Below are 24,236 nucleotides of genomic sequence, written 5' to 3' on the forward strand. Positions count from 1 at the left end.
GTAATATCGGTCGATCTACTTTTGCAGTCCTACATCAGGCAGATGTAGTGCTTACCAATAGGCATTAAGAATTAATCGCTAAGCCAACTATTATGAATTCCCTACGATTATGATGAGAAGTATACCCCTAAAAAAGTTTCTGTTCGACGCCATGAAGACAACAGCAATCCAGCTAGTGCTCTTTATGCTTTTCTATGGCTTGTCGTTCGCCCGCGATACGCATGCGCAGGAGGTGCTGAATAAGGAAGTAACGCTGAAAATGGAATCGACGGAAGTATGGAAAATACTGAACCGACTCGAAAAACAGACGGACGTCAAGTTTGTGTACAGCACCAACAGCATTCGGGCCGATCAGAAAATGTCGGTCAATGTGGCGAATGGCAAACTGTCGAAAGTACTGGACGACCTACTGACACCGCTTCGTATTTCGTATGAAGTCGTGGGAACGCGCATCCTGCTTCGCAAAAAAGCAGTTGAATCGTCTACGTTTACTTTACCGTCTATAAATAATGTTTCGCTCCCGGCAGTAGCCACTACCGACCAGGCCGTGACGGGTACGGTTAGCGACGATAAAGGTGAAGTGTTGCCCGGTGTTAGTGTCGTGGTAAAAGGGACGCAACGTGGTACGACAACCGATGCAAAAGGTCAATATCGCATCAGCGTTCCCGACGGGAAAGCAACACTGATCTATTCGTTTGTTGGTTATCTTTCGCAGGAAGTTCTGGTTGGCAATCAAAGCGTTATCAGTCTGGCGCTTAAAGCGGATTCCAAATCACTGGAAGAGGTAATTGTGGTTGGATATGGTACGCAGAAAAAAGTGAACCTGACGGGGGCTGTCGATCAGGTAACCAGCGAAGTGCTGGAAAACCGTTCGTTACCGAACCTGAGTCAGGGATTACAAGGTACGATTCCGAACCTAAACCTGACCATGGGCGACGGTAAACCTATTCAGTCGCCAACCTACAACATTCGGGGAACTACATCGATTGGTCAGGGCGGTAGCGCGCTGGTGCTGATCGATGGGGTAGAGGGTGATCCGAGCCGTCTGAATCCGAACGATGTAGCCACAGTTTCGGTGCTGAAAGATGCTGCTTCGGCTGCGATTTACGGGGCTCGTGGAGCATTTGGTGTAGTACTGATTACGACCAAAAGCCCAACGAAAGATCGGACCAGCGTAACGTATTCGGTTAACCATTCGATCAAAAGCCCAACCTCAGTTCCGCAATTTGTTACGAACGGGTACACCTTCGCCAAGATGTTCAATGAAGGATGGTCAGCCTGGAATGATTATGCGCAAACCCCTCAGAATATCAACAAAACCGTCAAATTCTCTGCGGCTTATCTGACCGAATTAGAGCGTCGGAACAATGACCCCAGCCTGCCCAAAACCATTGTTGACCCGACAACGGGCGAATATGTGTATTATGAAAACACAGACTGGTATGGCGAACTCTACAAAAAAAACACCAGCGCGACTGAACACAATCTGTCGTTTTCGGGTAGCAGCGGTAAGGCCGATTTTTACGTAACGGGCCGCTATTATTCGCAGGATGGCCTTTTCAAATACAATTCCGATGATTACCGAATTTTGAGTTTGCGGGCTAAAGGATCAATTCAACTGTATCCCTGGCTGAAAATTACCAACAACGCCGATTTCTCATCGATGAAGTATCACAACCCGCTGAACGTTGGTGAAGGCGGTGGAATCTGGCGGAACATTTCGGATGAAGGTCATAACGTAGCGCCGATGTTCAACCCAGATGGTACGCTCTCGTACTCAGCTGCTTATACCGTCGGTGATTTCTGGTACGGCAAAAACGGAATCAACATGGATCGGCGCGTATTCCGTAACACGTCTGATTTTGCGACTAATTTTTTCAACGACCAATTTCGGGTAAAGGGGAATTTCACATTCCAGACCACCGACAACGACGAATTTCGGACTCGGGTACCTGTACCCTACAGCCGCAAACCGGGCGTGATCGAATATGTAGGTACCAACTATAACGATCTTCAGAATCTCTATCGCCAAACGCTTTACACAGCCACGAACCTCTACGCTGAATACGAGCCCAAAATCAACGCGAACCATTACGTAAAAGTGCTGGCGGGGTATAACTACGAGCATTCGAATTTTCGCCGATTGGAAGTAGTGCGAAATGGGCTTATTTTTTCTGATGCACAGGATATAAATCTGGCTTTGGGTCAATCGATCAGTACGGCGGGCGGTAGCGAAACCTGGGCGATTCTGGGCGGTTTTTATCGACTGAATTATGCCTTTAAAGAACGGTATTTGCTCGAACTGAACGGTCGTTACGATGGCTCGTCGAAATTTCCGACCGATCAGCGCTATGCGTTCTTTCCGTCGGTTTCCGCCGGTTGGCGCGTATCGAACGAATCATTCTGGAAAGTATCGCCAAAGGCAGTCACTGACCTGAAAATCAGAGCGTCGTATGGTTCATTAGGCAACGGTAGTATTGGTTCATATGCGTTTCAGGAGCAGTTCGGCATTTCGCAATCCGGTCGTATCCTGAATGGCGTAAAACCACAGAAAACCAGTCAGCCGACGGTGATTCCCGACGGTTTAACCTGGGAAACCTCCACTACGTCTGACCTCGGTATCGACCTGGGCATGTTGAACAACCGACTGACGTTTACCGGCGATGCTTACATCCGTAAAACAACGGGTATGTTCACGGTAGGGATGACGTTACCGGCTGTATTCGGTACGACGGTTCCGAAAGGTAACTATGCCGACCTGACCACCAAAGGTTGGGAAGCTGTGTTGACCTGGCGTGATAAATTCGCAGTAGCCAGCAAGCCGTTTAACTACGAGGTTCGCCTGACGATGGCGGATTACATGGCGACAATCGACAGCTACAATAACCCCAATTTACGTCTGACAACCGATAATTCGACCTATTATGTTGGGCAGAAAGTAGGAGAAATCTGGGGCTACGAAACGGCAGGTTATTTTACCTCCGATGACGATGTGAAGGCATCGCCCAAGCAAAATCTTTACAAAGCCTCAAACACAGGTCAGTGGTTAGCGGGCGATATTAAATTCCGGGATCTAAACGGCGATGGCGTAATTTCTTATGGCGATAATACCGTAACCAATCCCGGCGACCGACGAATCATTGGTAACTCGACTCCACGCTACACCTACGGCATTATGCTGGGAGCCGACTGGAACAATTTCTTCTTCTCGTCTTTCTTTCAGGGAGTTGGGCATCAGGATTGGTGGCCCGGAGCGGAAGCCAGTATTTTCTGGGGGCAATATAACCGCCCTTACAACAAACTTCCTGAGTGGCAATTGGGTAAAATCTGGTCGGCCGATAACCCGGATGCGTACCTGCCCCGGTACCGTGGCTATGTGGCTCAGAACAGTCAGGGGGAGTTAGTACAGGCGCAAACCAAGTATTTGCAAAATGTAGCCTGGCTACGGATGAAAAATATCCAGATCGGGTATAACCTACCTAAAACGTTGATCCGAAAAGTCGGTATGAGTGCAGCACGGGTATTCGTATCAGGCGAAAACCTGCTGACCTGGTCTCCCCTCTATAAACTTACTCGCGACATCGATGTCGAAAATATTGGTCGATCTGATTCTGTTTTGAATCCACCATCCAGCACCAGTCCCGATCCGAATAATAATAGCAGTGGTAACGGGAATAATTACCCGATTCTGAAAAGTTTCACAATGGGTTTATCGGCCACTTTCTAACCCCAACAGAATCATGATAAACATTCGATATACCTGGTTTTTTCTCATTGCTCTTTTTCTGATTGGCTGTAGCGAACTGGAACAAGTGCCAGCCTCAACAGCCTCCAAAGGAGCTGTATTCAGCAGTACAGCCGGGCTGGATTTGTATGTAAATTCCTTTTACGACAATTTGCCCGGTGCCAGCGACCTCCATGAGGGCGATCAAATGGCCGATTATGCAGTTCGTACGCAGGTGCCCGACTTTTTACGGCCTGGCGCTTACGGCCCACAGCAAAGTACGGGTTGGGATTGGACAGCCTTACGGAACATTAACTATTTCATTGCCAACTGCAATAGCCCATCTATCTCTGCTGTTGACCAACGGCATTACCTCGGGCTTGCCCGTTTTTTCAGAGCCTGGTTTTATTTCGAGAAAGTAAAACGGTTTGGCGATGCTCCCTGGATCAATAAACCGTTTGGGGTAACCGATCCCGATCTGTACGACGCCCGCGACTCACGCGCCATGGTGATGGATTCCGTACTAGCCGATATCAACTATGCCTGCGACAACATCAAAACCACGGGCGATAATACTCGCAGTCTGATAACGAAATACGTAGCCTATGGTTTCAAATCGCGATTATGCCTCTTTGAGGGCACGTTCCGAAAATACCGGACTAGCTATAATCTCGGCAGCACGGCGGATAAATGGCTGACCGAATCGGTAAATGCTGCTGACAAAGTCATGAAGGAGGGCGGTTTCAGCATCAACGAAACGGGCGGTACGGATAAATCCTATCGGCAGTTGTTTACCAGCACAACGCCCGTTACCAATGAGATTATGCTGGCCTTCATTTGCGACGCTACATTGAGTGTTTTTAATGATGCCAACTGGTGGTGGACGAGTGCTACCTATGGCGCTCGGGTCAGTTTCAACCGTACGTTTATCAATACATACCTCAACATCGACGGAACGCCGTTTACATCAAAGCCAGGTTATGAAACGATGACGTTCATGCAGGAAACAAAAAACCGGGATAAACGCTTGCAACAGACCATTCGTACGCCTGGTTATACCCGTACCAACGGCGGAGCAGTAGAAGCTGGACCGCCGGTTTTCTCCTATACCTATACGGGCTATATGCCAATCAAATGGTCGCTGGATGATGTTTATTATGATGGCGGTTCGCGGAATATCAATTCCATTAGCATGATGCGGTACGCCGAAATTCTGTTGAATTATGCGGAAGCCAAAACGGAACTGGGTACGCTTACCAATGACGATTGGGCCAAAACGGTTGGCGTGTTGCGCAAGCGGGCAGGTATTACCAGCGGTTTAACCACCAAACCAACCACTATCGATTCGTATCTGCAAGCCAATTATTTCCCCGGCATTTCTGATCCAACACTGCTTGAAGTTCGTCGCGAACGGGGTATTGAGTTAGCGCTGGAAGGTTTTCGTTTCCCGGATATTATTCGCTGGAATCGGGGGTCGTTGATGGATCAGCTCTGGAATGGCTTTTACGTACCGGCTCTAGATACGCCAATGGATTTGAACGAAGATGGGAAACCTGATGTGGTTTTCTATAAAGTAAAACCAGCTACGCAAGTAGCGGGCGTTACGTACGTTAACGTTGCCGAAACGGTAAATGGTGTTGCCAATCCACAGCGCCTGAAAAACGATACCTATGGCGAACTAACGTGGCTCACGAATATCACCCGAAAATGGGACGACAAGTTTTATCTTTACCCCATTCCGTCAAACGATCTGCTGGTTAACCCTAAATTGGGTCAGAATCCGGGTTGGTAGGATTTGTATCTTTTCACCTCACCCTAAATCCCTCTCCTAAAACAGGAGAGAGACTTTTATCATCAGTTTTAGCTCCTCTCCCGTTATGGGAGAAGGGTTGGGGTGGGGGAAATTTGTTTGTTATCCCTTAAAAATCTTTTTTCATGCGCTTACTCTTTCTTTTCCTGCTGAGTACGATTCTAATGGCTCAGAATGCTTTTTCTCAAAAATCAGAACCGATTACGGTCGCCAGCTACAACCTTCGTTACAAAAATAAAAGCGACGGCGTTAACAGTTGGGATAACCGAAAGGAGAACGTGAAAGCTCTGATCCGTTTTCATGAATTTGAACTGTTCGGTACGCAGGAAGCCCTTCGCGAACAATTAAACGACATCGCCGAACTGCCTGATTATGCTTTTATCGGAGCCGGTCGTGATGACGGGAAAGAAGCGGGGGAGCATTCCGCTATTTTTTACAAAAAAGATCGGTTTAAAGTACTTCAGTCCGGCAATTTCTGGTTAAGCGAAACACCCGATAAACCGGGCAAAGGCTGGGATGCCACCTGCTGTAATCGCATCAGCTCCTGGGCGAAATTCAACGATGTGAAGACTAAAAAAGAGTTTTACTTTTTCAACGTTCACTTCGATCATCAGGGCGTTGAAGCCCGTCGTGAGTCGGGTAAGTTGATGGTGGCTAAGATTAAGGAAATCGCTAAAAACAATCCGGTTATTCTCACCGGCGATTTTAACTCTACGCCCGAGACCGAACAAATTCAGGCTATTAAAACATTGCTGAGCGATTCTCATGACGTAACCGCAACACCGGCTTATGGTCCCGAAGGTACTTTCAACAGCTTCAAATTCGACGCGCCGATGGACAAACGGATCGATTACATTTTCGTGAGCAAACCATTCAGCGTGTTGAAATATGGAGTCTTAACAGACGCTAAAGAGCAGCGCTATCCCTCCGATCATCAACCCGTTATGATAAAAGTCGTTATGAAATAATTGACAGCTTTAGGTTGGTAATAGTAAAAAGGGGTGGACTTATGGCCACCCTTTTTTTGTTTCTACAAACAGTCGTTTTATGGTTTGAAAATACTCACATCGTACGTTAGCGGATAGATGTATGTCAGGGTTTGACCAGCCGTTTTGCGGATTTCTTCCTTCGAGGTAACCATGCCATCGCTATTCAGCACGTAGTTATATTTTACGTCTTCAAGAACGGTATTGGTGGCCTGATCAAACAGTTGAAATGAGGTCATCAACTTGCTGGAGAACTTACCATAAATAGGCAGGAAGGGGTCAATCTGATCATACATAGTCAGCCAGCTTGGGTTCAAACGATTCTTATCCGTTGCCCCCAGACATTGATAAGTCATTACCTGCTTCTTCCCGTTAATCGAAATATCGATCTTCTTCAGGTTATCGCTGCCATCATATGAGAACGTAAAAATCTGATTGCCAGTGCCATTTATTGACTTCAACTGACCCGTCGCCGTGTACAGATAATCGTATTCCTGATGCGACGTATTGTTTCCGTTGTTGTCATATTTATTTACGAACGTTTTCTGAGCGCGGCCTTTCGCATCGAACAGAACCAGGGTTTTCCGCCAGATTTTAAAGTTATTCACTAGCTGAATAGTCATTCCCGAACCGTTGGAAGCCCGGATGTATTCCCAATAATAGTTTGGTTCGGCCGTCGATTGAAGTTTAGTAATATCCCCATTGGCATCATAAGAAAGCTGCCAATCGCCGTGTTTTTTCAGCGTATATTTCTTGAAGACAGATAGAACGTCGCCACCAGTTGTGGTAGGGATGGTAGGCGTTGTATTATCCGGACGGGTCTCAGTAGTACCATTTTCTGGCCGAACCGAATCCAGCATGCTGTCTTTGTTACAAGATACTAAGCTCATTGTCAGAGCTGTACCCAATAGGGCGATTGTACTTTTTGCGAATGTGTTCATTGTTGTTGTTTGATAGTTGTTGTTCGAATTGCCTGAGCAATTGATGACACAAAACTACCGGGACGCACAGGATCAGGGCGAGTACCAATGAATACTGAGTAGATTTCAGTAAATAACTATCGAGATAAACTGGCTGATATGTATCCAGACAACTCACCAGATCCAGCCAGCGAAATCCGCTCTTTATAAAGGATATCTTTTACTAATGAAAGAGCGGTACAGAGAATTCCCGGCACCGCTCTTTCAAATATATTTATCTAAAAATCAGCTACTTATTGATTTAATCTATCTCACTAAGGTAATTCCTGGCGCAGTAAACTATCCAGTCTCCGAATCGACTGAACTACGGAACGCACAGTATGATAATTGATTTTCCAGGAATGACTCATATGCGTCCAGATCGGAACGCCTTGTCGTGTCATCAATGGCCACCATTCGCCAACCGGATGGTTTACCATTTTATCCATTACAAACCGATGGACGTTTTCATACGCTTTCCAATATTTTTCATCGCCAAAGATTCGGTACGCGTCCAAAAAACCAATTAAGATTTCGGCCTGTTGCCAGAATTCTTTCTCACGGTCGTATACCTCTCCCCCATGCGAGCCTTCCACAAAAACACCCCCGTATTCCCAATCGACGCCATACTCAACGGCATGCGAAAATGATTTCTGGAATTGATCACGGTAGGTTTCTGGCGAAATACCGAGTATGTCCAACGCATGAAGCAACAACCAGGCAAACTCCCCATTGTGGCCATAACTCGTATTATCCTCAGCCTCTTTTTTGACGCCATCTTCCGTAAACCGATCCCAGCCCCAGATTACATCGAATTTGATTTGGGGAGCCACTCGCCAATCGGCCCAGAACTGTGGAATGCCAGTCCCATACGTCGGATGCATTATTCTCCCGACCAGCAATTCGATGACTTCCAGCAATTTCCGGCGATGAATGGAATGCTGTGTACATTCGTAAAGCGTTGTGAAGGCTTCCATCAGGTGCATGTGTGCATCGAGCGTTTTGCGATCTCCACCAGCAGATCCTGGCCCTTTCAGTGTCCAGTCGCGGTGAAACATTTCGAAGTAGCCCCCGTAGCACGTGTCGGCTGCGTATTTCTGCAATAGATCGAACACTTTTTGCGCATACTCAACCCCGCGTGGATCACCCGTTGCTAAGGTGTATTCGCTGAGGCAATAGATCGCAAAACTTTGTCCATATACAATCTTCTGATCGTTCAGGACTTCGCCCTGGCGGTTCGTCATCCAGTAAAATCCACCGTATTCGTCGTCCCACATACGACTGATTAAATAATCGACGCCATGACGAGCCATCTCGGCTAATTTGCCATCGCCGTAGCCTGCCCGATGCGCCGATGAATAGGTATAAATCGAACGAGTCTGGGCAATAAGGGATTTCTCATTTTCGCCCGAATCATTTCCGTATTGATCAAAATGGGTGATAAAGCCCCCGTTCACCGAATCGACGGCCCGTTGCATCCAGAAGGGCAATAATTCATTTGTCAGGTGGTCGTGGAGCTCCTGACGACACTGCTGTAAAGCATCTTTAGTCATTCGAATGGTAGGTATGATGTAAGGCAAGAATTTCAGATAAACTAGCTGTGCCGGTTTGTGCTAATTTCTGTACGGTCACGGCGGCCGCCAGGTTGGCTATTTCCAGGGCTTGTTGCGGAGTGGCGCCAGCGCCGATACAGGCCGACCAGGTTGCTACAACCGTATCGCCCGCACCAACCGTATCGAGTTCACCGGCTAACGGCAATCCGTCAACCATGTGTGTGCCAGAGTCATCCAGATAGAGAATTCCCTCGTGGCCACGTGTAATCAGAAGTGGTCCGCCACTTTGTTTTCGAAATTGATTCCCGTGCTTAACACACCAGTCCAGATCAACATGTTTGGGGAAATCAATCTGTAAGAAATGAGCCAGTTCGGCAGTGTTCACTTTGAGCGTAGCGCCCCGAACCAACATGCCAACGGTTCGCATATCAGCCACAAATCGAACAGTTGGAAATCGCGCAATCAGATCATTGATGGCTGAAATTCGGTGTACAGTTAGTAACGGTCGGGGAAATTGCTGATTGATTATCAACACATCAAGATTGAATAGCAACTGTTCCAATCCTGCCATCAGATTGGCAAAAATCGTATCGTCCAACGTATTGGCTGTCCCAAAATCAATCCGATTCGCTTCCTGACCATTCTGCCCTGGTTTCGTATAGAGGCAAGTGTCCCAATGTTGGGCCGCTACGCCCATATACTCGGTATTTACCCCCAGCGAGCCAAATAGATGCTGCATCTCGCGTCCAAATAGGTCATTGCCCAGACAGCCAATTACCCAATTATGGGTTACGCCAAGAGCGGCCAGGTTTTGAACAACATTACCCGCTGCGCCCAGTGAAGCACTGGGTTTACTTCCCCAGAACACATCGAGACCGGTTTCTAGCGATTGTTCGCCGGTTTGCGTCTGGAGGGTAAAATATAAATCGATGGCAAAATCGCCGATGACGCCCACGTTCAGGGAGCCGAATCGTTGGAAAATCGTCTGAATATCAGTACTGGTCATTATGCTGGATAGCCGTCAATAAAAACACTAAACTCATTATAATACGCCTACTACTCACTAAAGGCTATTTTAGCAGAATAATAACTAGTAGAATAAGGTCGGCGAAAAGCTTCTGTAACGAATAAACGTATAAGTATGCCCGTTTTCAATCAACTCGATTTAGCGCCAATTACCCGTCATTTGCGAGCCATGTTTGGCTCCCGTTTACTTATTGCAGCGGTCCATCATCTGCCCGTTTTTGAGGTATTGACCGACAAACCGCTGACGATTCATGAATTACGGGATCGGCTTCAGTTGGCAGAACGGCCGGCAATGGTTTTATTTCCCGCGCTCTGTGCAATGGAACTTCTAGCTTTCGATGAGGACGGGCGATTGCACATAACAGAACTAGGTAACTACCTGACAGCAGGGCAAATGCCCAATCTTACGGGCTATACAGGATTGGAAAAAGATGATCCGGGGGTTATTGAAATGGCTACACGTTTAAAAAACGATGGTCCCTTAGAGGCAACAGAAGGCATTTCATTTGTAAAAGACGATGAAAGTCCATCACCTATGGATGATCCTGAGCAGGCTCGTTTTTTTACACTGGGTCTGGCCGGTCGCGCCCGTCATCTTTCGCCCATCGTTGCTGCACATATGACCAAACGGGAATGTCATTTGTTGGATGTAGCCGGTGGTACAGGCTTTTATACCTATGAATGGCTGCTCAATAACCCGACTTCAACCGCTACTCTTTTTGATCGCCCAGCCGTGTTGAGTGTAGCAGCTGAGTTGTTAGACGAATTCTCAAAAAGCGAACGTCCAGGTGCAGTTAGTGTGAAAGACCGCGTAACCTTTCTATCCGGCGATATGCTAACGGACGAACTGCCGAAAACCGATATTCTGCTGGCGGCCAGTCTCTTCCACGATTGGCCTACCTCTACGTGTCAACAGCTTGCTCATCGCTTTGCCAACGCAATCCATCCAGGTGGTGAACTGTGGGTACACGACGCGTTTCTAAATGATTCGCTTGATGGTCCGCTGGCGGTCACGGATTATTCGGCTCAGTTATTCTGGAATACAAAAGGCCGCTGTTATAATCGGGCTGCTTATCGAAGTTGGTTTACGCAGGCAGGTCTTACGCCAACAACAGAAAATATTCCTACTCAGATGGACTATGGCTTAATCTGGGCGCGTAAATAGATCGTGCCTACTCAGTAGAGTTTTCCGGTCTTTGCTCTTTCCAATTACGAACCTATCGAAACCGTTTCAGTTTTACGAATGAGCCAACCTCTTGCGAAATCCCGCTGGTACCGTCTGATACCGATTGCCTTTATTACTTATAGTCTGGCTTATTTAGACCGGGCCAATTTTGGATTCGGCGCTGCCAGCGGTATGGCTGCCGACCTGCATATTACGCCTGATATGTCGTCTTTATTAGGCTCACTGTTTTTTCTGGGATACTTTTTCTTTCAGGTTCCGGGGGCTGTATACGCCGAAAAACAAAGCGCTAAAAAGCTCATTTTCTGGTCGTTGATTTTTTGGGGAGGATTAGCGGTAGCAACGGGTATTGTCAGTAATGTATCGGTCTTAATTGTTATTCGGTTTATGCTTGGCGTGGTCGAAAGCGCGGTCATGCCATCGATGCTTTTGTTTCTAAGTCGGTGGTTTACCAAAGCGGAGCGTTCACAGGCCAATACGTTTCTGATTCTTGGCAATCCGGCTACGATTCTCTGGATGTCTATTTTGTCCGGGTATTTAATTAAGGCGGTCGGCTGGCGATGGATGTTTATCATCGAAGGTCTACCAGCAGTAATTTGGGCATTTTTCTGGTGGAGACTAGTCGACGATAACCCCGACGATGCCAACTGGTTAAGTAAGGCAGAAAAACAGGCCGTAGCCGATGAACTGCAACGGGAGCAGCAAGGGATTAAGCCCGTCAAAAACTATGGAGAAGCTTTCAAATCCCGAATTGTCATTCTATTGAGCTTACAATACGCGCTCTGGAGCATTGGCGTATATGGTTTCGTCATGTGGTTGCCCTCAATTCTGAAGGCAGCCCCCAACATGTCGATTGTCAAAACGGGCTGGCTCTCGTCAGTTCCTTATGTATTGGCCATCATCGGCATGCTGAGTGCGTCGTATTTTTCGGACAAAACCTTAAACCGAAAAGCATTTGTCTGGCCGTTTTTGCTTCTGGGTGCCGCTGCCTTTTATGGTTCGTACTTAGTTGGTGTAGACAATTTCTGGCTCTCTTTTATGCTTCTGGTCCTTGCGGGCGGAGCCATGTACGCGCCTTACGGACCTTTTTTCGCGATCATTCCCGATTTATTACCCAAGAACGTAGCCGGTGGTGCTATGGCCCTGATCAACAGTTTTGGTGCTTTAGGTTCCTTTATTGGCGCCTATATTGTCGGCTATCTGAATGGCAAAACGGGTGATTTCGGAGCTTCCTACATTTTTATGGCAGGTTCACTTTTTCTCTCAGCAATCATTACGATAGTGGCTGTGCGGAAGCCTGTCACAACAACGATCGCTGAGCCAGCAAAAACTTTACCCTGAACTACTTAATGGTCTTTTGCAAAGGTCTTTTCTCCAGCTTTAATGGGAATCGCCAGTTCATTATTTTTAGGCGGAATGGGGCAAGGGTACCCTTCCTGATACGCGCAATAGGGGTTATAGGCCTTATTAAAATCCAGTGTCAGATGGTCGTTTTTAATTTCTCCTACACGCACATCCAGATAACGACCTCCTCCATATGTTTCGTTGCCTGACGTGGCATCTTTGAAGGGTAGAAATAAATAATCCCGAAACTCAGGCAGCCGAATCGTATTCAGGTTTCGATACAGCGTCAACGTCTGCTTTTTTCCATTCAGCACAAACGATAACAGGGCATACACTACGTGTGGCCTCGTTTGACCATTGTAGGTAGGCATTTCGAATGGTTCCGCATGCGTTGTGCGCTCTACCGTAGCGACAACGCGATACGTCGAATCCGGTGGATAAAACCGGACATATGCCAGATCTGCTGCGTCTTTTAAAGGCCCGCCCGACGAGGTAAGCAAGTCTTTTTTATACGTTTCCCGGTGTTTGGCTAACTGATCGGCAAACAAGTTTTGTGCCATCGCAGCAATCGACAGTAGTAAACACGCATACAAAAACAAAAAGGACCGCATATAGCTACATCATTTAAGCCCTTCTAAAAAGACCAGGCTTTGCGGAACCTGTTCCATAGAACGTGATGATTCATCTTCGATAAAATAGTGCTTCACACCTGATTTTTTCGCCTGTTTCATAATCGCAGCAATTCCCACATCGCCCTGCCCGAGTGTTACATTCGATTCCACATCGGCATGGCCGTTCTGACTGTCGGGGGTCCCTGGCTTACGGTCTTTCAGGTGCAACAGCAAAAAGCGTTTTGGGTATTTCTGAAGAAGTGCCACAGGGTCGTAACCGGGAGATTTTACCCAATAAACATCCATCTCAAAATTGACATATTTCGGATCAAGATTGTCAGCTAAATAGTCAAAAAAGGTACCGTCTTTGTAGATTTGAAATTCATATCCGTGCGTATGGTAGCACAAGGTAACGCCATTTTCAGCCAGGATTCTTCCGGCTGTACTAAACACGTCGATAGCCCGTTCGGCGTGATTTATAGTAAATACATCGCCTTCATGAGGAATCCAGAAGCAAGCTACATACTTGGCTCCCAGGGCTTTTGCCTCGGCCAATACTTTGGGCACGTTCGTATCTAAATCCTCAAAACTGGCTCCCACACTTATGGCCTTCAGACCGTTCTTATCAAGAATCTTCCGGAATTCGGCTGTACTCTGGCCGTAAGTTCCGGCTACTTCAACTTCCCGGAAGCCCATTTGTCTGGCTTTCATCATGGTACCGGAAATATCTTTCGCAAACTGATTCCGAAAACTATATAAACCTAAACCTACGGGAGCCGATTTCTGCGCCAGGGCAATCAGACTCTGTAGCAATAGCCAGGTAAAGACAAGGGTGGGTTTCATGATTGTCAAAGGTTAAGGAGCGATGAGTGATGAACGATAAGTGATAAATGAATTACTGAGCTTTTTTTACTTTTTACCGTTCCGACGGACCGGTTATCACTTATCGTTCATCACTTATCGCTCATTTCCCCGTCTGGGTAGTAAATGTGCTTTCGAAAATCTTATCGGCGTTGCCCGTCTCAAACCCTTCGCGCCGTTGCTGACGGCCTATTTGATCAGCAGGAAGGTGCTGAAATTGGGGGAGAACTCGACGTTCGGCAAATTCGACATACGAGCCAGCAATGCGAAATAGGTCGCCACCAGCAAATTCAGCGTCAATCATTTGCGCAACCGTTGACGCTTGCCGCAATCCACCATCGGGGCTAACCTTAATGGTTCCGCCCGCCGAATTAAGCTTTAGCCCGTGTCGTTGCAGGAAAGCGACAAATTCATCAATCGTATTATAACCACCCTTCAGATTATGCACGCTGATGGTGAAATGATTTAGGTAATAACGGTTATAAATGACCCAGGCAGCATATTCACTCTCCGCTAATAATGCCTGATAGTCAGCGAGTGTAGGGGTTTGCCAGAGTGGTTGATGCAGAAATTGGTCCACGGCTTCAGCATCGTCCAGATTCAGCGCATCAACTGGATCGCTTGTAACGGTATTGGTGTATTTGCGGATGATTTGTTGGACCTCCTCTGATAATTCATGGACACGAAGTTCGCTGGCAAAAATTCGGGGGTAATGCGGTTCAGGTGGACTATACCAATAAGCCGTTAGTTTCTTTTCAATGAAGTTATATTCATCCCGTTTTTCATAACCATAGTGGAGGAAAATTTTCTCGAACGAGGCAATCCCCAGATTGGGAACGCCCATTGTTCGAAACGCAATGTGGTCATTTTCAATCTCGTTGGCGGAATCAATTACCTCCTCCTGAATCATTGCGTTAATAACCTTCTGTACATCAGGAACACGCTCACTATAGCGTCGCATGAGTCCGCCCAAAACGGCGTCGAGAGTTTGGTGGGTTGTTTGTTGACCGGGTATAGTAATCATAGGATATTTCTAGAACAGGTTACAAGCAAATATCGCAATCCCAGGCACAGTTTGCTATAGAATGGTAATGTTTTCGCTAAAAGCCTGGCCATTCAGATGATGCGAAACATGACTATATTTCTATTTAACAGAAAAAAAATACTATCTCTATTGCTTTTCTCTTTTCTCCTCTTATATCTTTGCATTACCTAACTTAGTGCGTTAAGTACTATGCAAACACCCTTACGCTGGTTCATTGTTTTCCTGCTTTTCATTGCTACCGGACTGAGTTTTCTGGATCGGCAAGTGTTGTCGATTGCGATCATCAAGATTCAGCAGGAATTCAGCATCACCGATGTCCAGTACGGCATGGTGAACACTAGCTTTCTGATTAGTTACGCCCTAATGTTCACGCTGGGCGGTTGGCTGATTGACCGAGTGGGAGGCAAACTAGGGTTGGCTCTCTCGGTGGGTGTGTGGTCGGTGGCTAATAGCCTGCATGCAATCATTACCAACTTCGCACAACTGGTAACCTTTCGCTTTTTTCTGGGCATAGGTGAAGGAGGTTGCTTTCCGGGGGCGGCCTGGACTGTCTACCGATGGTTTAACAAAGAAGAGCGGGCGTTGGCCAACGGTATTGCTATTGGCGGCTCAGCCATTGGTGCAGTTGTAGCGCCACCATTAACGATCTGGCTATCATCCAATTATGGTTGGCGGGGAGGATTTTTGATCCCAGGACTTATTGGCATTGCCTGGGTAATTATCTGGTTAGCAGTTCCCTGGAAAAAAGAAAATCTGGTGGTTGATCCATCAGCAGAATCAGGAAAAAACCAGACAATTTCATTTCTATTATTGCTCAAACAGAGGGCTACGTGGGTATTTATCGTGATCCGTTTTCTGCTCGATCCAGTCTTCTATTTTATGATGTTCTGGATTCCGAAATACCTGAGTTCAGTACGAAATGTATCGTTTGAGCAGATTGGTAATTTGTTCTGGATTCCGTTCCTGGCGCTAGGTATCGCTAACGTTTTGGGCGGTTGGTTTTCGGGACAACTCATTGCTCGGAATTATTCAGTGAACAAAGCTCGCAAAACAGTTATGGGCATTGCGGCTTTCCTGACACTGGCGGCACCAGCCATCGAGTGGGTGTCGTCGGTGAACGTAGCGGTGGCACTGATGGCCGTTTTCATGTTCGCGCACGGTTTCTGGATCACTAATTACATCACATCCATTTCCGATATGTTCGGGCAAAAAGCCACATCAACCGTGGTTGGTTTATCGGGAACGGCGGGGGCGATTTCGGGTTTGCTACTTAATCCGTTGATGGGCGTAGTTATCCAGAATTACTCCTATCGCCCGCTCTGGATCGCATCAGGTTTGTTGTATCCACTCGCGTTTATACTTCTTATTCTATTGATTCCCATAATCAAATCTTTGAATTTGGGCCAAAAGGCAGACCCAATAATAGATACCGTAGAACACGGATCATAAGCAATCAATCTAATCGATCGGGCGGCTAACTAGGTTTCTATTTTTTTGCAAAAAAACAACTTAGTGCACTAACTAAAAATTGTTAAGACATAAACTACATCTATATGAAAAACCAATCCCTAAATGGCCTGGCCGAGTACCCAATCAATCCGGTGAAACGAAAGAAAACGCGTCCTCGAATTGGTGTATTTGGCGTCGGCTATTTTAAATACTGGGGCCAGTTCGACGGGTTGCTGGATGACATGCTGAAAAAACAGGCAGTCTTTATTCAGAAAATCGAAGCACTGGATTCAGCAGAAATCGTTGATTTTGGCCTGGTTGACGACGTAACAAAAGCGTATGAGATGGTTCCAAAACTGGCCGCTGCCAATCTCGACCTGATTTTCTGCGACATGCTTACGTACGCTACGTCCAGCACGTTCGGCATTATCATCAAAAGTATCGATGTGCCTATCGTATTAGTGGCTCTCCAGCCCGACAAAGCAATGGATTACAGCCGCGCATCGACGTATATGCAATTGTACAACGACGACATCTGTTCGCTGCCTGAGTTTGCCGGTGTAGCCGTCCGGATGGGAAAAAAGGTACCGCAAACAATTATCGGTACGCTACATGACGATACGGCGGCTGATGCTGAAATCGAAAAATTCTGCCGTATTGCTGCCGTATTGCACGATCTAAAAACGTCGCGAATTGGGCACATCGGCCACCCGATCGAAGCCATGCTCGATATGCACTCCGACTCGACCATGCTGACAGCTCATTTTGGGGCTCACATCGTTCAATGCGAAGCGCACGAAATTGTTACCCAGTATCAGCAGGCTACAGACAAAGAAATAGACGCGGTAAAAGAGCGTATTCTAGACTATTTCGATACGCCTGACCCCGTTTCGGACCCGATCTCGGAGAAATTACGTGACTCTGATTTACATATTGCCGCCCAGGCAGCGGTAGCGCTGGAACGATTTATCAAAGCCAAGAAACTGGATGGTCTAGCCTATTATTATGATGGCCCTGACAATAGCGACACGCGCGTAGTCATGTCGAACCTGATTGTGGGTAACTCACTGCTTCAGGGAGCAGGTTTTCCGATGTGTGGCGAATCAGATCTGAAAACCTGCATTGCTATGCTTATTATGGAGCGTTTAGGCATTGGTGGCAGTTTCGCCGAATTTCACCCCGTTGATTTCAAAGAAGATTTCGTCCTGGTCGGACATGACGGACCTCACAACATTGCCATTGCTGAAGGCCAGCCCGTGTTACGTAGCCTGAAAAAATACCACGGCAAACCCGGTTTTGGCGCTGGCGTCGAGTTCAAAATCAAGGAAGGACCGATTACGATGTTAAGCATCAGTTCGACCTTCGACGGCAAAATGAAATTCGTCATTGCCGAAGGCGAATCGATTGCGGGGCCAATTCCACCAACGGGCAATACCAATACGCGCGGCTTTTTCAAACCTGATGTGCGGACCTTCCTCAAACGCTGGATTAGCGAAGGGCCAACACACCATTTCGCGCTCGGTGTGGGCCACCATGCCGAAACGATTCAACAGATTGCGGACTATCTCAAGGTCGAATCTGTCATTATTCGCGGATAAGTAACTGTCAATTAGCCTCACACCACCAATAAATTCATTCGTAACTCCTTAAACCCACAGTATGTATGTATCACATTCTAGTACATCGCCTGCGACGCCGGGTGATTGGCAGTGCGTTGAGCCTGCTGGTCTCTCTAAGCGTTGTTATGGCGCAATCGGCCAAGGTGCCAGTTAGCGGAAAAATCACAACGGTCGACGATGGCGAGGCTTTGGTTGGAGCTACCGTTTCGGAAAAAGGCACAACCAATGGCACAACCTCCGACGTGAGCGGTAACTTCAAATTAAGCGTATCAGCCAATGCGACACTGGTTGTCAGCTTTATTGGTTACGCCCCACAGGAAATTCAGGTAAGTGGGCGGTCAACGATTAACGTAGCGTTGAAATCCGACCAGCAGCAATTGCAGGACGTGGTGGTGGTTGGCTACGGAACGCAGCGAAAAAAGGACCTGACCGGGTCTATCGTCAATCTGACGAGCAAAGACCTGGTCCCTGTTCCATCCGCTACGAGCGTCGATCAGATGATGCAGGGGAAAGTAGCGGGCGTGCAAATTACCCAGAATTCGGGCGCTCCCGGCGGAAATGTTAACGTTATTATTCGCGGAATTAGCTCGATTACAGGCGGTAATTCTCCGCTCTACGTAGTAGATGGGTACGCAATCGGCACGGGTGGGGGTGGCTCTGACCTAAGCACCTTTGCGTCAAATTCGTATTCGGCCAGTGGCATTGCCAGCAGTAGTTCGACCAACCGAATTAACCCGCTCAGCATTATTAATCCAGCTGATATTGAGACAATTCAAGTATTGAAAGACGCATCGGCTACGGCTATTTATGGCTCACGTGGAGCAAATGGTGTGGTGATTATTACGACAAAACGGGGGAAACTGGGCAAGCCAACCATCAGCTTTGAACATTCGACGGGTGTTCAGGAACTGGCAAAAAAACTCAAGCTGCTAACACCTCGACAGTATGCGGAGTACGTTGCCGAAGGTCGTGATAATGCGTGGGTGTTTGCCGGGGGAAAAGCGACTGATCCTAACAATGTCCGCAGTACGGCTACACAGGTAAAACCCGAATTTCGGAACCCAGGCCAGTTTGCCGATCAGGGGTACGGAACTGATTGGCAAGACGTTATTTTCCGGCAAGGCATGGTCCAGAACTATCAATTATCAGCCAGTGGCACCAGCCGGGATGTAAGCTACTATGTATCGGGCGGCTACTTCGATCAGAAAGGAATTATTATCGGGTCGGATCTGAAAAAATTCACACTACGGACCAACATCGACGCCCAACTGACCGAACGTTTGAAAATTGGCGCTTCATTCTCAGGTGCCCATTCTTATGGCGACTTTGCCCGCGCGGAGGGTCACCTCCAATTTCGAGGATTGATTTCAGCCGCGTTAGCCAGCGATCCAACCATTCCTGTTTACAACGCTGACGGTACGCCTTACTCGGAATTCTCGAGTCCAACAGGGATTCCGGTTGAAAATCCGGTGGTGATTGCGGCTGAGTTTTCTGACAAACGAAACAATACGAATGTATTCACTAACAATTATTTACAGTACGAATTAATGCCCGGACTGATTTTTAAAACATCCGTTGGGGTCAACTATTCGAACAACGTAACGCGGCTTTGGAAATCATCGAAAGTGGGGCTAGCCACTAGCCGGACGGGCGCGGCTACGGCTGGTTCGACCGAAATTAAAAGTCTGAACTGGCTGAATGAGAACACCATTAATTATCGACATAAATTTGGTCAGCACGATATCGATGCGTTAGCAGGATACACCATTCAGAAAAATTCGGACGAGATTTTACAGGCTGGCGCTACGGGTTTTTCGACGGATTATGTACCGTATCTGGCTGCCGGCACCGTTTCGACCGGAACGAATTACATCAGCCAATGGGCCATCATGTCGTGGCTGGCGCGGGTGAATTATACGTATGCAGGCAAATACCTCCTCACAGCCACCATACGGACGGACGGTAGCTCGCGGTTTGGCGCCAAGAATCGCTGGGGTACGTTCCCATCGCTTTCGCTCGCGTATCGATTGTCTGACGAAGCGTTTATGAAGCCGCTTTCGGCAATTAGCGATCTGAAAATCCGGGCCAGTTATGGCGTATCGGGAAATAACCTGATTCCGAATTATGCAACGCAAGGTTTGTTGAGCGTATCGCGCACAGTTTCGAACGGTCAGATTGTATCGGGCGTCGTACCGTCATCGCTGGCTAACGATCTGTTGACCTGGGAATTATCGCAGCAAACCAATCTAGGTTTTGATCTGTCACTATTCCAGAATCGGCTGTCGTTTACGTTCGATGCGTACCGGGCTTATAAAAAGAATCTTTTGCTGAATGTAACGCTCCCAGCAGCATCGGGTTTTGGCAGTTCGGTACAGAACATCGGTGAAGTTGAAAATAAAGGTCTGGAACTCACCATCAATTCGCAGAATATTGCGAAAGGGCCATTCCAGTGGAGCACTGATTTCAACATTAGCTGGAACCAGAATAAAGTACTGGCGCTCAACTCCGAAGCCGCTCGTATCGTTACATCCGATTATCAGGTAGCGCAGGTAGGCTATCCGATTGGCAGTTTCCGATTACTAAACATCCTGGGTGTTTTCCAGACGCAGGAGGAAATCAGCAAAAGCCCATTGCAGAATCCGCGCGTGCAACCCGGTGATTTCAAATACCAGGACGTCGATGGTAACGGAACGGTCAATACGTCGGATAAAACGATTGTCGGCAATCCATGGCCGAACTTTACGTGGGGATTGGGCAACCGATTTACCTACAAGAACTTCGCGCTCAGTGTGAGTCTGAACGGCACGTCTGGTAATCAGATTTATTTCCAGGGTGGCGAAGTGTCTCTAAATGGTGCGGGAGTACAAAATCAGTTAGCCGTGATGGCCGATCGGTGGAAATCGCCGGATAATCCGGGAGCCGGTTTATACAGCCGAGCTATTCGGAATGACTACGCATTTGGTTTCAGCGCTGGTACGACCAAATACTTGTTTGATGGCTCATTTACTCGTATTCGAGATGTGAACCTGTCTTATACGTTCCCGTCGACGGTCATGAGTAAGCTGAAATTACAGGCGTTGTCGGTCTATGCCGATATAACGAATCTGTACACATTCACGAAATATCCTGGCTACGATCCCGAAGGAAGCACGAGTGGTGATAATCTGGCTCGAAGTGGCATCGACTTTTTCGCGTATCCGAACCCACGTACCTATACGCTTGGCCTCCGTGTAACTTTTTAATTCATTGATTGGCAAAACATTACTGTCATGAAAAAGCGAATTCTCTCCATATTATTTCTGGCGGTCACGTTCACGTCCTGTAGTGACTTCCTGAATCTGAAACCCGAATACCAGATTAGCGACCAGAGTTTTTACCAGAATCAGAACGATTTTGAAACGGCACTAGTCGGCGTTTACAGTACATTCCGCGGCCTATACAGCACAAGCAACGTACTGTACATGAGCGAATTGAATACAGATAACGCCGAAATCCAGTGGTCGTCGCCCTCAGCGGATGAAATGCAGATGGATCAGAACGCGGTTACGCCAACCAATGCGTTTGTACGCGGTGTCTGGAGTACGTGTCTGTATACGATTTCGCAGAGTACCAATATTCTGAACCGAATCGACGCTGTCAATTTCGACCAGACCGCCAAAAACCGAATCAAAGGTGAAGCCCAGTTTCTACGAGCGTTCAGCTATTTCTATCTGGTGCGTTTTTTCGGGAATGTGCCGATCACCAATCAAACGTTCAGCAGCCCAGCCCAGGTAGCATCCGCCGACTTGACATTAAAACCTGCGGAAGAAGTCTACAAGCTGATTCTAAGCGACCTAACGAGTGCCGAAGGTTTGCTACCCGCAACGCTGAATGCAGATAAAACCCGCGCGTCGCAGATGACTGTCAAGTCACTATTAGGGAAAGTATATCTCACCCAAAAGAATTACGATCTGGCAGCCACCAAACTAAAAGAGGTCATCGACTCGAAGCAATATTCGCTGGTTGCCGACTATAAAACGTTGTCGACCAATGGCAATACGAATCTGGCTGAAACCATTCTGGAAGTCGATTACTTATCCGGCCAATCGTTAGGCAACAATTATTCGGCCCTATTTACGCCAGCTATCACAAGTATGGCTATTTTTCCGGGTAATTTACAAGGGTCCGGCCGTATCGTACCAACATTGAACCTGATTCAGTCCTACGAAGCGGGAGATGTACGGAAAGCCATTTCGGTCAATGATTCGGTCACATTAATTGGTGGCAGGAAATCCTATAGCCGTTACGGGCTAAAATTTGTGGATTTTAAAGCTGTTGACCTGAGTGATGGCAGCGTCTCGTTTACGATATTGCGGTATGCTGATGTGCTGCTGATGTATGCCGAAGTCCTGAACGAACAGGGTAAAACTGCAGATGCATTGCCTTATCTGAATCAGATTCGTCAGCGGGCAAAACTGGCGGCTTCGGCGGGATTATCACAGGCCGACATGCGATTGGCACTGGAACGGGAACGGCGGGTTGAATTTCTGTTTGAAGGACATCGCTGGTTTGATTTGGTACGTACCGGGCGGGCACAAACCGTTCTGAACGCACACTACGTCAGCCAGAAGCTTAATTTTTCAGTGCAGGATTTCGAATTACTTTTCCCAATTCCACAAACCGAAATCGACCTAAACCCCGCGTTGAAGCAGAATACAGGATATTAACTCACCTCACCCCCGGCCCCTCTCCTAAACAGGAGAGAGGAGAATTCGGTGTTAAGCCCCTCTCCTGTTTTAGGAGAGGGGTTGGGGTGAGGTCAACAACCAAACAAGTGTATTACCGATGCGAAAATCGACCACGATTGGCTTACTTTTCTTCGTACTGAGTTACCTCACCAGTGGGTTCATCCAGGCGCAAAACGCGGCAGAGCCCTTCGAACTCAAATCGGGCGACCGGGTCGTATTTCTAGGTAATTCGCTGTTTGAGAACGATATGCAGTTCGGGTATCTGGAACTAGCCTTAACCACACGCTGGCCAGATAAAGAGGTAACGTATCGCAATCTGGGCTGGTCGGGCGATGACGTGTTTGCCGACGGTCGTAGCGATATTACGTCGCCACCAACGGCGTATGAATCATTGATTAACGAAATCGCAAAAGCCAAACCAACAATCGTGTTCATGGCGTATGGCGGTATCGAAGCGCAGGAAGGTGAGTCGGGGTTGCCCCACTTTCAGCGCGGATTAAATCAGTTGCTCAATAAGATTGATTCGCTCGGTGCCAAAACCATCCTGCTATCGCCGATTCCGATTCTGTCGGGGCAATCGACCGATAAGTTGGCGCAACGGAATGCTGAACTGGAACTGTATTCGTCGGCAATGGCTAAGCTGGCATCGGAACGGGAAAAGCGGTACATCGATATTTTTAAGCCTATTCAGGAGGCCAGTAAGAAGGCCATGATAACCGACAACGGTATTCACCTAAATGAAACCGGCTATTATTATCTGGCTACCATTCTTGAGAAAAGCCTCGGTTTTGGTCCGCGTTTCGGAGAAATAAGCCTTGATGTAACGCAGCCAGCAACTGCTGGTGCTTCCGCTACGGCCATAAACGTCGACAAATCGACCGGAAATCTGAGCTTTAAGGTAACTGATACATATCTACCGTTGCTATCACCCGAACAGGATGGCAAAATTGTGGAGGTCGATAATGGGCGACTCATTAAAATCGCAGGGTTGAAAAAAGGATTCTACACGCTGGCCATCGATAACGACGAAGTAAGAACGGCATCGGCTAAGCAGTGGGCAGAGGGCGTTGTTATTCAACAGGGCCCCGCTTTTACGCAGTCGGCGGAGTTGCGGCAGATGATTTTGAAGAAGAACGAGCAGTTCTTTTTCCAGTATCGACCACTCAATCGAACCTATATCATCGGCTTTCGGTCGTATGAGCAGGGACGGCATAAAAAGGGGCTGGAAGAGCAAAGTTTAATCATCAAATGGCTGGAAGGGCAAATTGCCGTCAGCCGTCAGCCCAAGCCTGCCACGTATCACCTTACTCAGCTCAAGTAGATAGCCTCGACAACCAGA

The 24,236-nt window shown here is 47.5% G+C and carries 16 protein-coding genes; 10 read left to right on the forward strand and 6 right to left on the reverse strand.

Annotated elements, in window-relative coordinates; all coding sequences use genetic code 11:
- The first annotated feature begins 151 nt into the window (after positions 1-151).
- The 3 genes from ACYVE4_RS04340 to ACYVE4_RS04350 all read left to right on the forward strand — a co-directional run bounded on the left by ACYVE4_RS04340 (position 152) and on the right by ACYVE4_RS04350 (position 6,502).
- Entirely contained in the window at positions 152-3,727 is a 3,576-nt protein-coding gene (locus ACYVE4_RS04340; RefSeq protein ID WP_460995688.1) for a TonB-dependent receptor, read from the forward strand.
- Positions 3,728-3,740: 13 nt separating this feature from the next.
- Positions 3,741-5,516 carry a RagB/SusD family nutrient uptake outer membrane protein gene (locus ACYVE4_RS04345; RefSeq protein WP_460995689.1) on the forward strand — a complete coding sequence of 592 codons (1,776 nt, stop codon included), beginning with the start codon at positions 3,741-3,743 and terminating at the stop codon, positions 5,514-5,516.
- A 143-nt stretch (positions 5,517-5,659) separates the two neighbouring features.
- Positions 5,660-6,502, forward strand: a complete 843-nt coding sequence (locus tag ACYVE4_RS04350) for an endonuclease/exonuclease/phosphatase family protein (RefSeq protein WP_460995690.1) — start codon at positions 5,660-5,662, stop codon at positions 6,500-6,502.
- 77 nt (positions 6,503-6,579) lie between these two features.
- Here ACYVE4_RS04350 and ACYVE4_RS04355 read toward each other — a convergent pair whose 3' ends face one another.
- From ACYVE4_RS04355 to ACYVE4_RS04365, 3 genes are all read right to left on the reverse strand, one after another.
- Positions 6,580-7,461 carry a hypothetical protein gene (locus ACYVE4_RS04355; RefSeq protein WP_460995691.1) on the reverse strand — a complete coding sequence of 294 codons (882 nt, stop codon included), beginning with the start codon at positions 7,459-7,461 and terminating at the stop codon, positions 6,580-6,582.
- Positions 7,462-7,754: 293 nt separating this feature from the next.
- Entirely contained in the window at positions 7,755-9,032 is a 1,278-nt protein-coding gene (locus ACYVE4_RS04360) for an AGE family epimerase/isomerase (RefSeq protein ID WP_460995692.1), read from the reverse strand.
- Complete coding sequence (locus ACYVE4_RS04365; RefSeq protein WP_460995693.1) at positions 9,025-10,038, reverse strand: bifunctional heptose 7-phosphate kinase/heptose 1-phosphate adenyltransferase; 1,014 nt, start codon at positions 10,036-10,038, stop codon at positions 9,025-9,027. The genes ACYVE4_RS04360 and ACYVE4_RS04365 overlap by 8 nt, the downstream gene beginning before the upstream one ends.
- Positions 10,039-10,173: 135 nt before the next feature.
- On the opposite strand from ACYVE4_RS04365, the gene ACYVE4_RS04370 reads away from it, so the two are divergent.
- Together ACYVE4_RS04370 and ACYVE4_RS04375 are read left to right on the forward strand one after the other, a co-directional pair.
- Positions 10,174-11,223, forward strand: coding sequence for a methyltransferase (locus ACYVE4_RS04370; RefSeq protein ID WP_460995694.1), 1,050 nt, complete (start codon positions 10,174-10,176; stop codon positions 11,221-11,223).
- A gap of 78 nt (positions 11,224-11,301) precedes the next feature.
- Positions 11,302-12,582, forward strand: coding sequence for an MFS transporter (locus ACYVE4_RS04375; protein ID WP_460995695.1), 1,281 nt, complete (start codon positions 11,302-11,304; stop codon positions 12,580-12,582).
- Positions 12,583-12,587: 5 nt separating this feature from the next.
- On the opposite strand, the gene ACYVE4_RS04380 is transcribed toward ACYVE4_RS04375, so the two are convergent.
- From ACYVE4_RS04380 to ACYVE4_RS04390, 3 genes are all read right to left on the reverse strand, one after another.
- A complete protein-coding gene (locus ACYVE4_RS04380; RefSeq protein ID WP_460995696.1) occupies positions 12,588-13,196 on the reverse strand; it encodes a DUF1684 domain-containing protein in 609 nt (202 codons plus the stop codon).
- A gap of 9 nt (positions 13,197-13,205) precedes the next feature.
- Positions 13,206-14,039, reverse strand: coding sequence for a sugar phosphate isomerase/epimerase family protein (locus tag ACYVE4_RS04385; RefSeq protein ID WP_460995697.1), 834 nt, complete (start codon positions 14,037-14,039; stop codon positions 13,206-13,208).
- A 121-nt stretch (positions 14,040-14,160) separates the two neighbouring features.
- The gene (locus ACYVE4_RS04390; RefSeq protein WP_460995698.1) at positions 14,161-15,081 is read right to left on the reverse strand and encodes a 2-oxoadipate dioxygenase/decarboxylase family protein; all 921 of its coding nucleotides are present in this window, start codon (positions 15,079-15,081) and stop codon (positions 14,161-14,163) included.
- A gap of 210 nt (positions 15,082-15,291) precedes the next feature.
- On the opposite strand from ACYVE4_RS04390, the gene ACYVE4_RS04395 reads away from it, so the two are divergent.
- The 5 genes from ACYVE4_RS04395 to ACYVE4_RS04415 all read left to right on the forward strand — a co-directional run bounded on the left by ACYVE4_RS04395 (position 15,292) and on the right by ACYVE4_RS04415 (position 24,218).
- Positions 15,292-16,551 carry an MFS transporter gene (locus ACYVE4_RS04395; protein WP_460995699.1) on the forward strand — a complete coding sequence of 420 codons (1,260 nt, stop codon included), beginning with the start codon at positions 15,292-15,294 and terminating at the stop codon, positions 16,549-16,551.
- 104 nt (positions 16,552-16,655) lie between these two features.
- The gene (locus ACYVE4_RS04400; protein ID WP_460995700.1) at positions 16,656-18,149 is read left to right on the forward strand and encodes an L-fucose/L-arabinose isomerase family protein; all 1,494 of its coding nucleotides are present in this window, start codon (positions 16,656-16,658) and stop codon (positions 18,147-18,149) included.
- A 65-nt stretch (positions 18,150-18,214) separates the two neighbouring features.
- Positions 18,215-21,412 carry a SusC/RagA family TonB-linked outer membrane protein gene (locus tag ACYVE4_RS04405; protein ID WP_460995701.1) on the forward strand — a complete coding sequence of 1,066 codons (3,198 nt, stop codon included), beginning with the start codon at positions 18,215-18,217 and terminating at the stop codon, positions 21,410-21,412.
- 27 nt (positions 21,413-21,439) lie between these two features.
- Positions 21,440-22,876 carry a RagB/SusD family nutrient uptake outer membrane protein gene (locus ACYVE4_RS04410; RefSeq protein WP_460995702.1) on the forward strand — a complete coding sequence of 479 codons (1,437 nt, stop codon included), beginning with the start codon at positions 21,440-21,442 and terminating at the stop codon, positions 22,874-22,876.
- Positions 22,877-22,994: 118 nt separating this feature from the next.
- Positions 22,995-24,218 carry a GDSL-type esterase/lipase family protein gene (locus ACYVE4_RS04415; RefSeq protein ID WP_460995703.1) on the forward strand — a complete coding sequence of 408 codons (1,224 nt, stop codon included), beginning with the start codon at positions 22,995-22,997 and terminating at the stop codon, positions 24,216-24,218.
- The last annotated feature ends 18 nt before the right edge of the window (positions 24,219-24,236 follow it).

Source organism: Spirosoma harenae, from assembly GCF_054776975.1.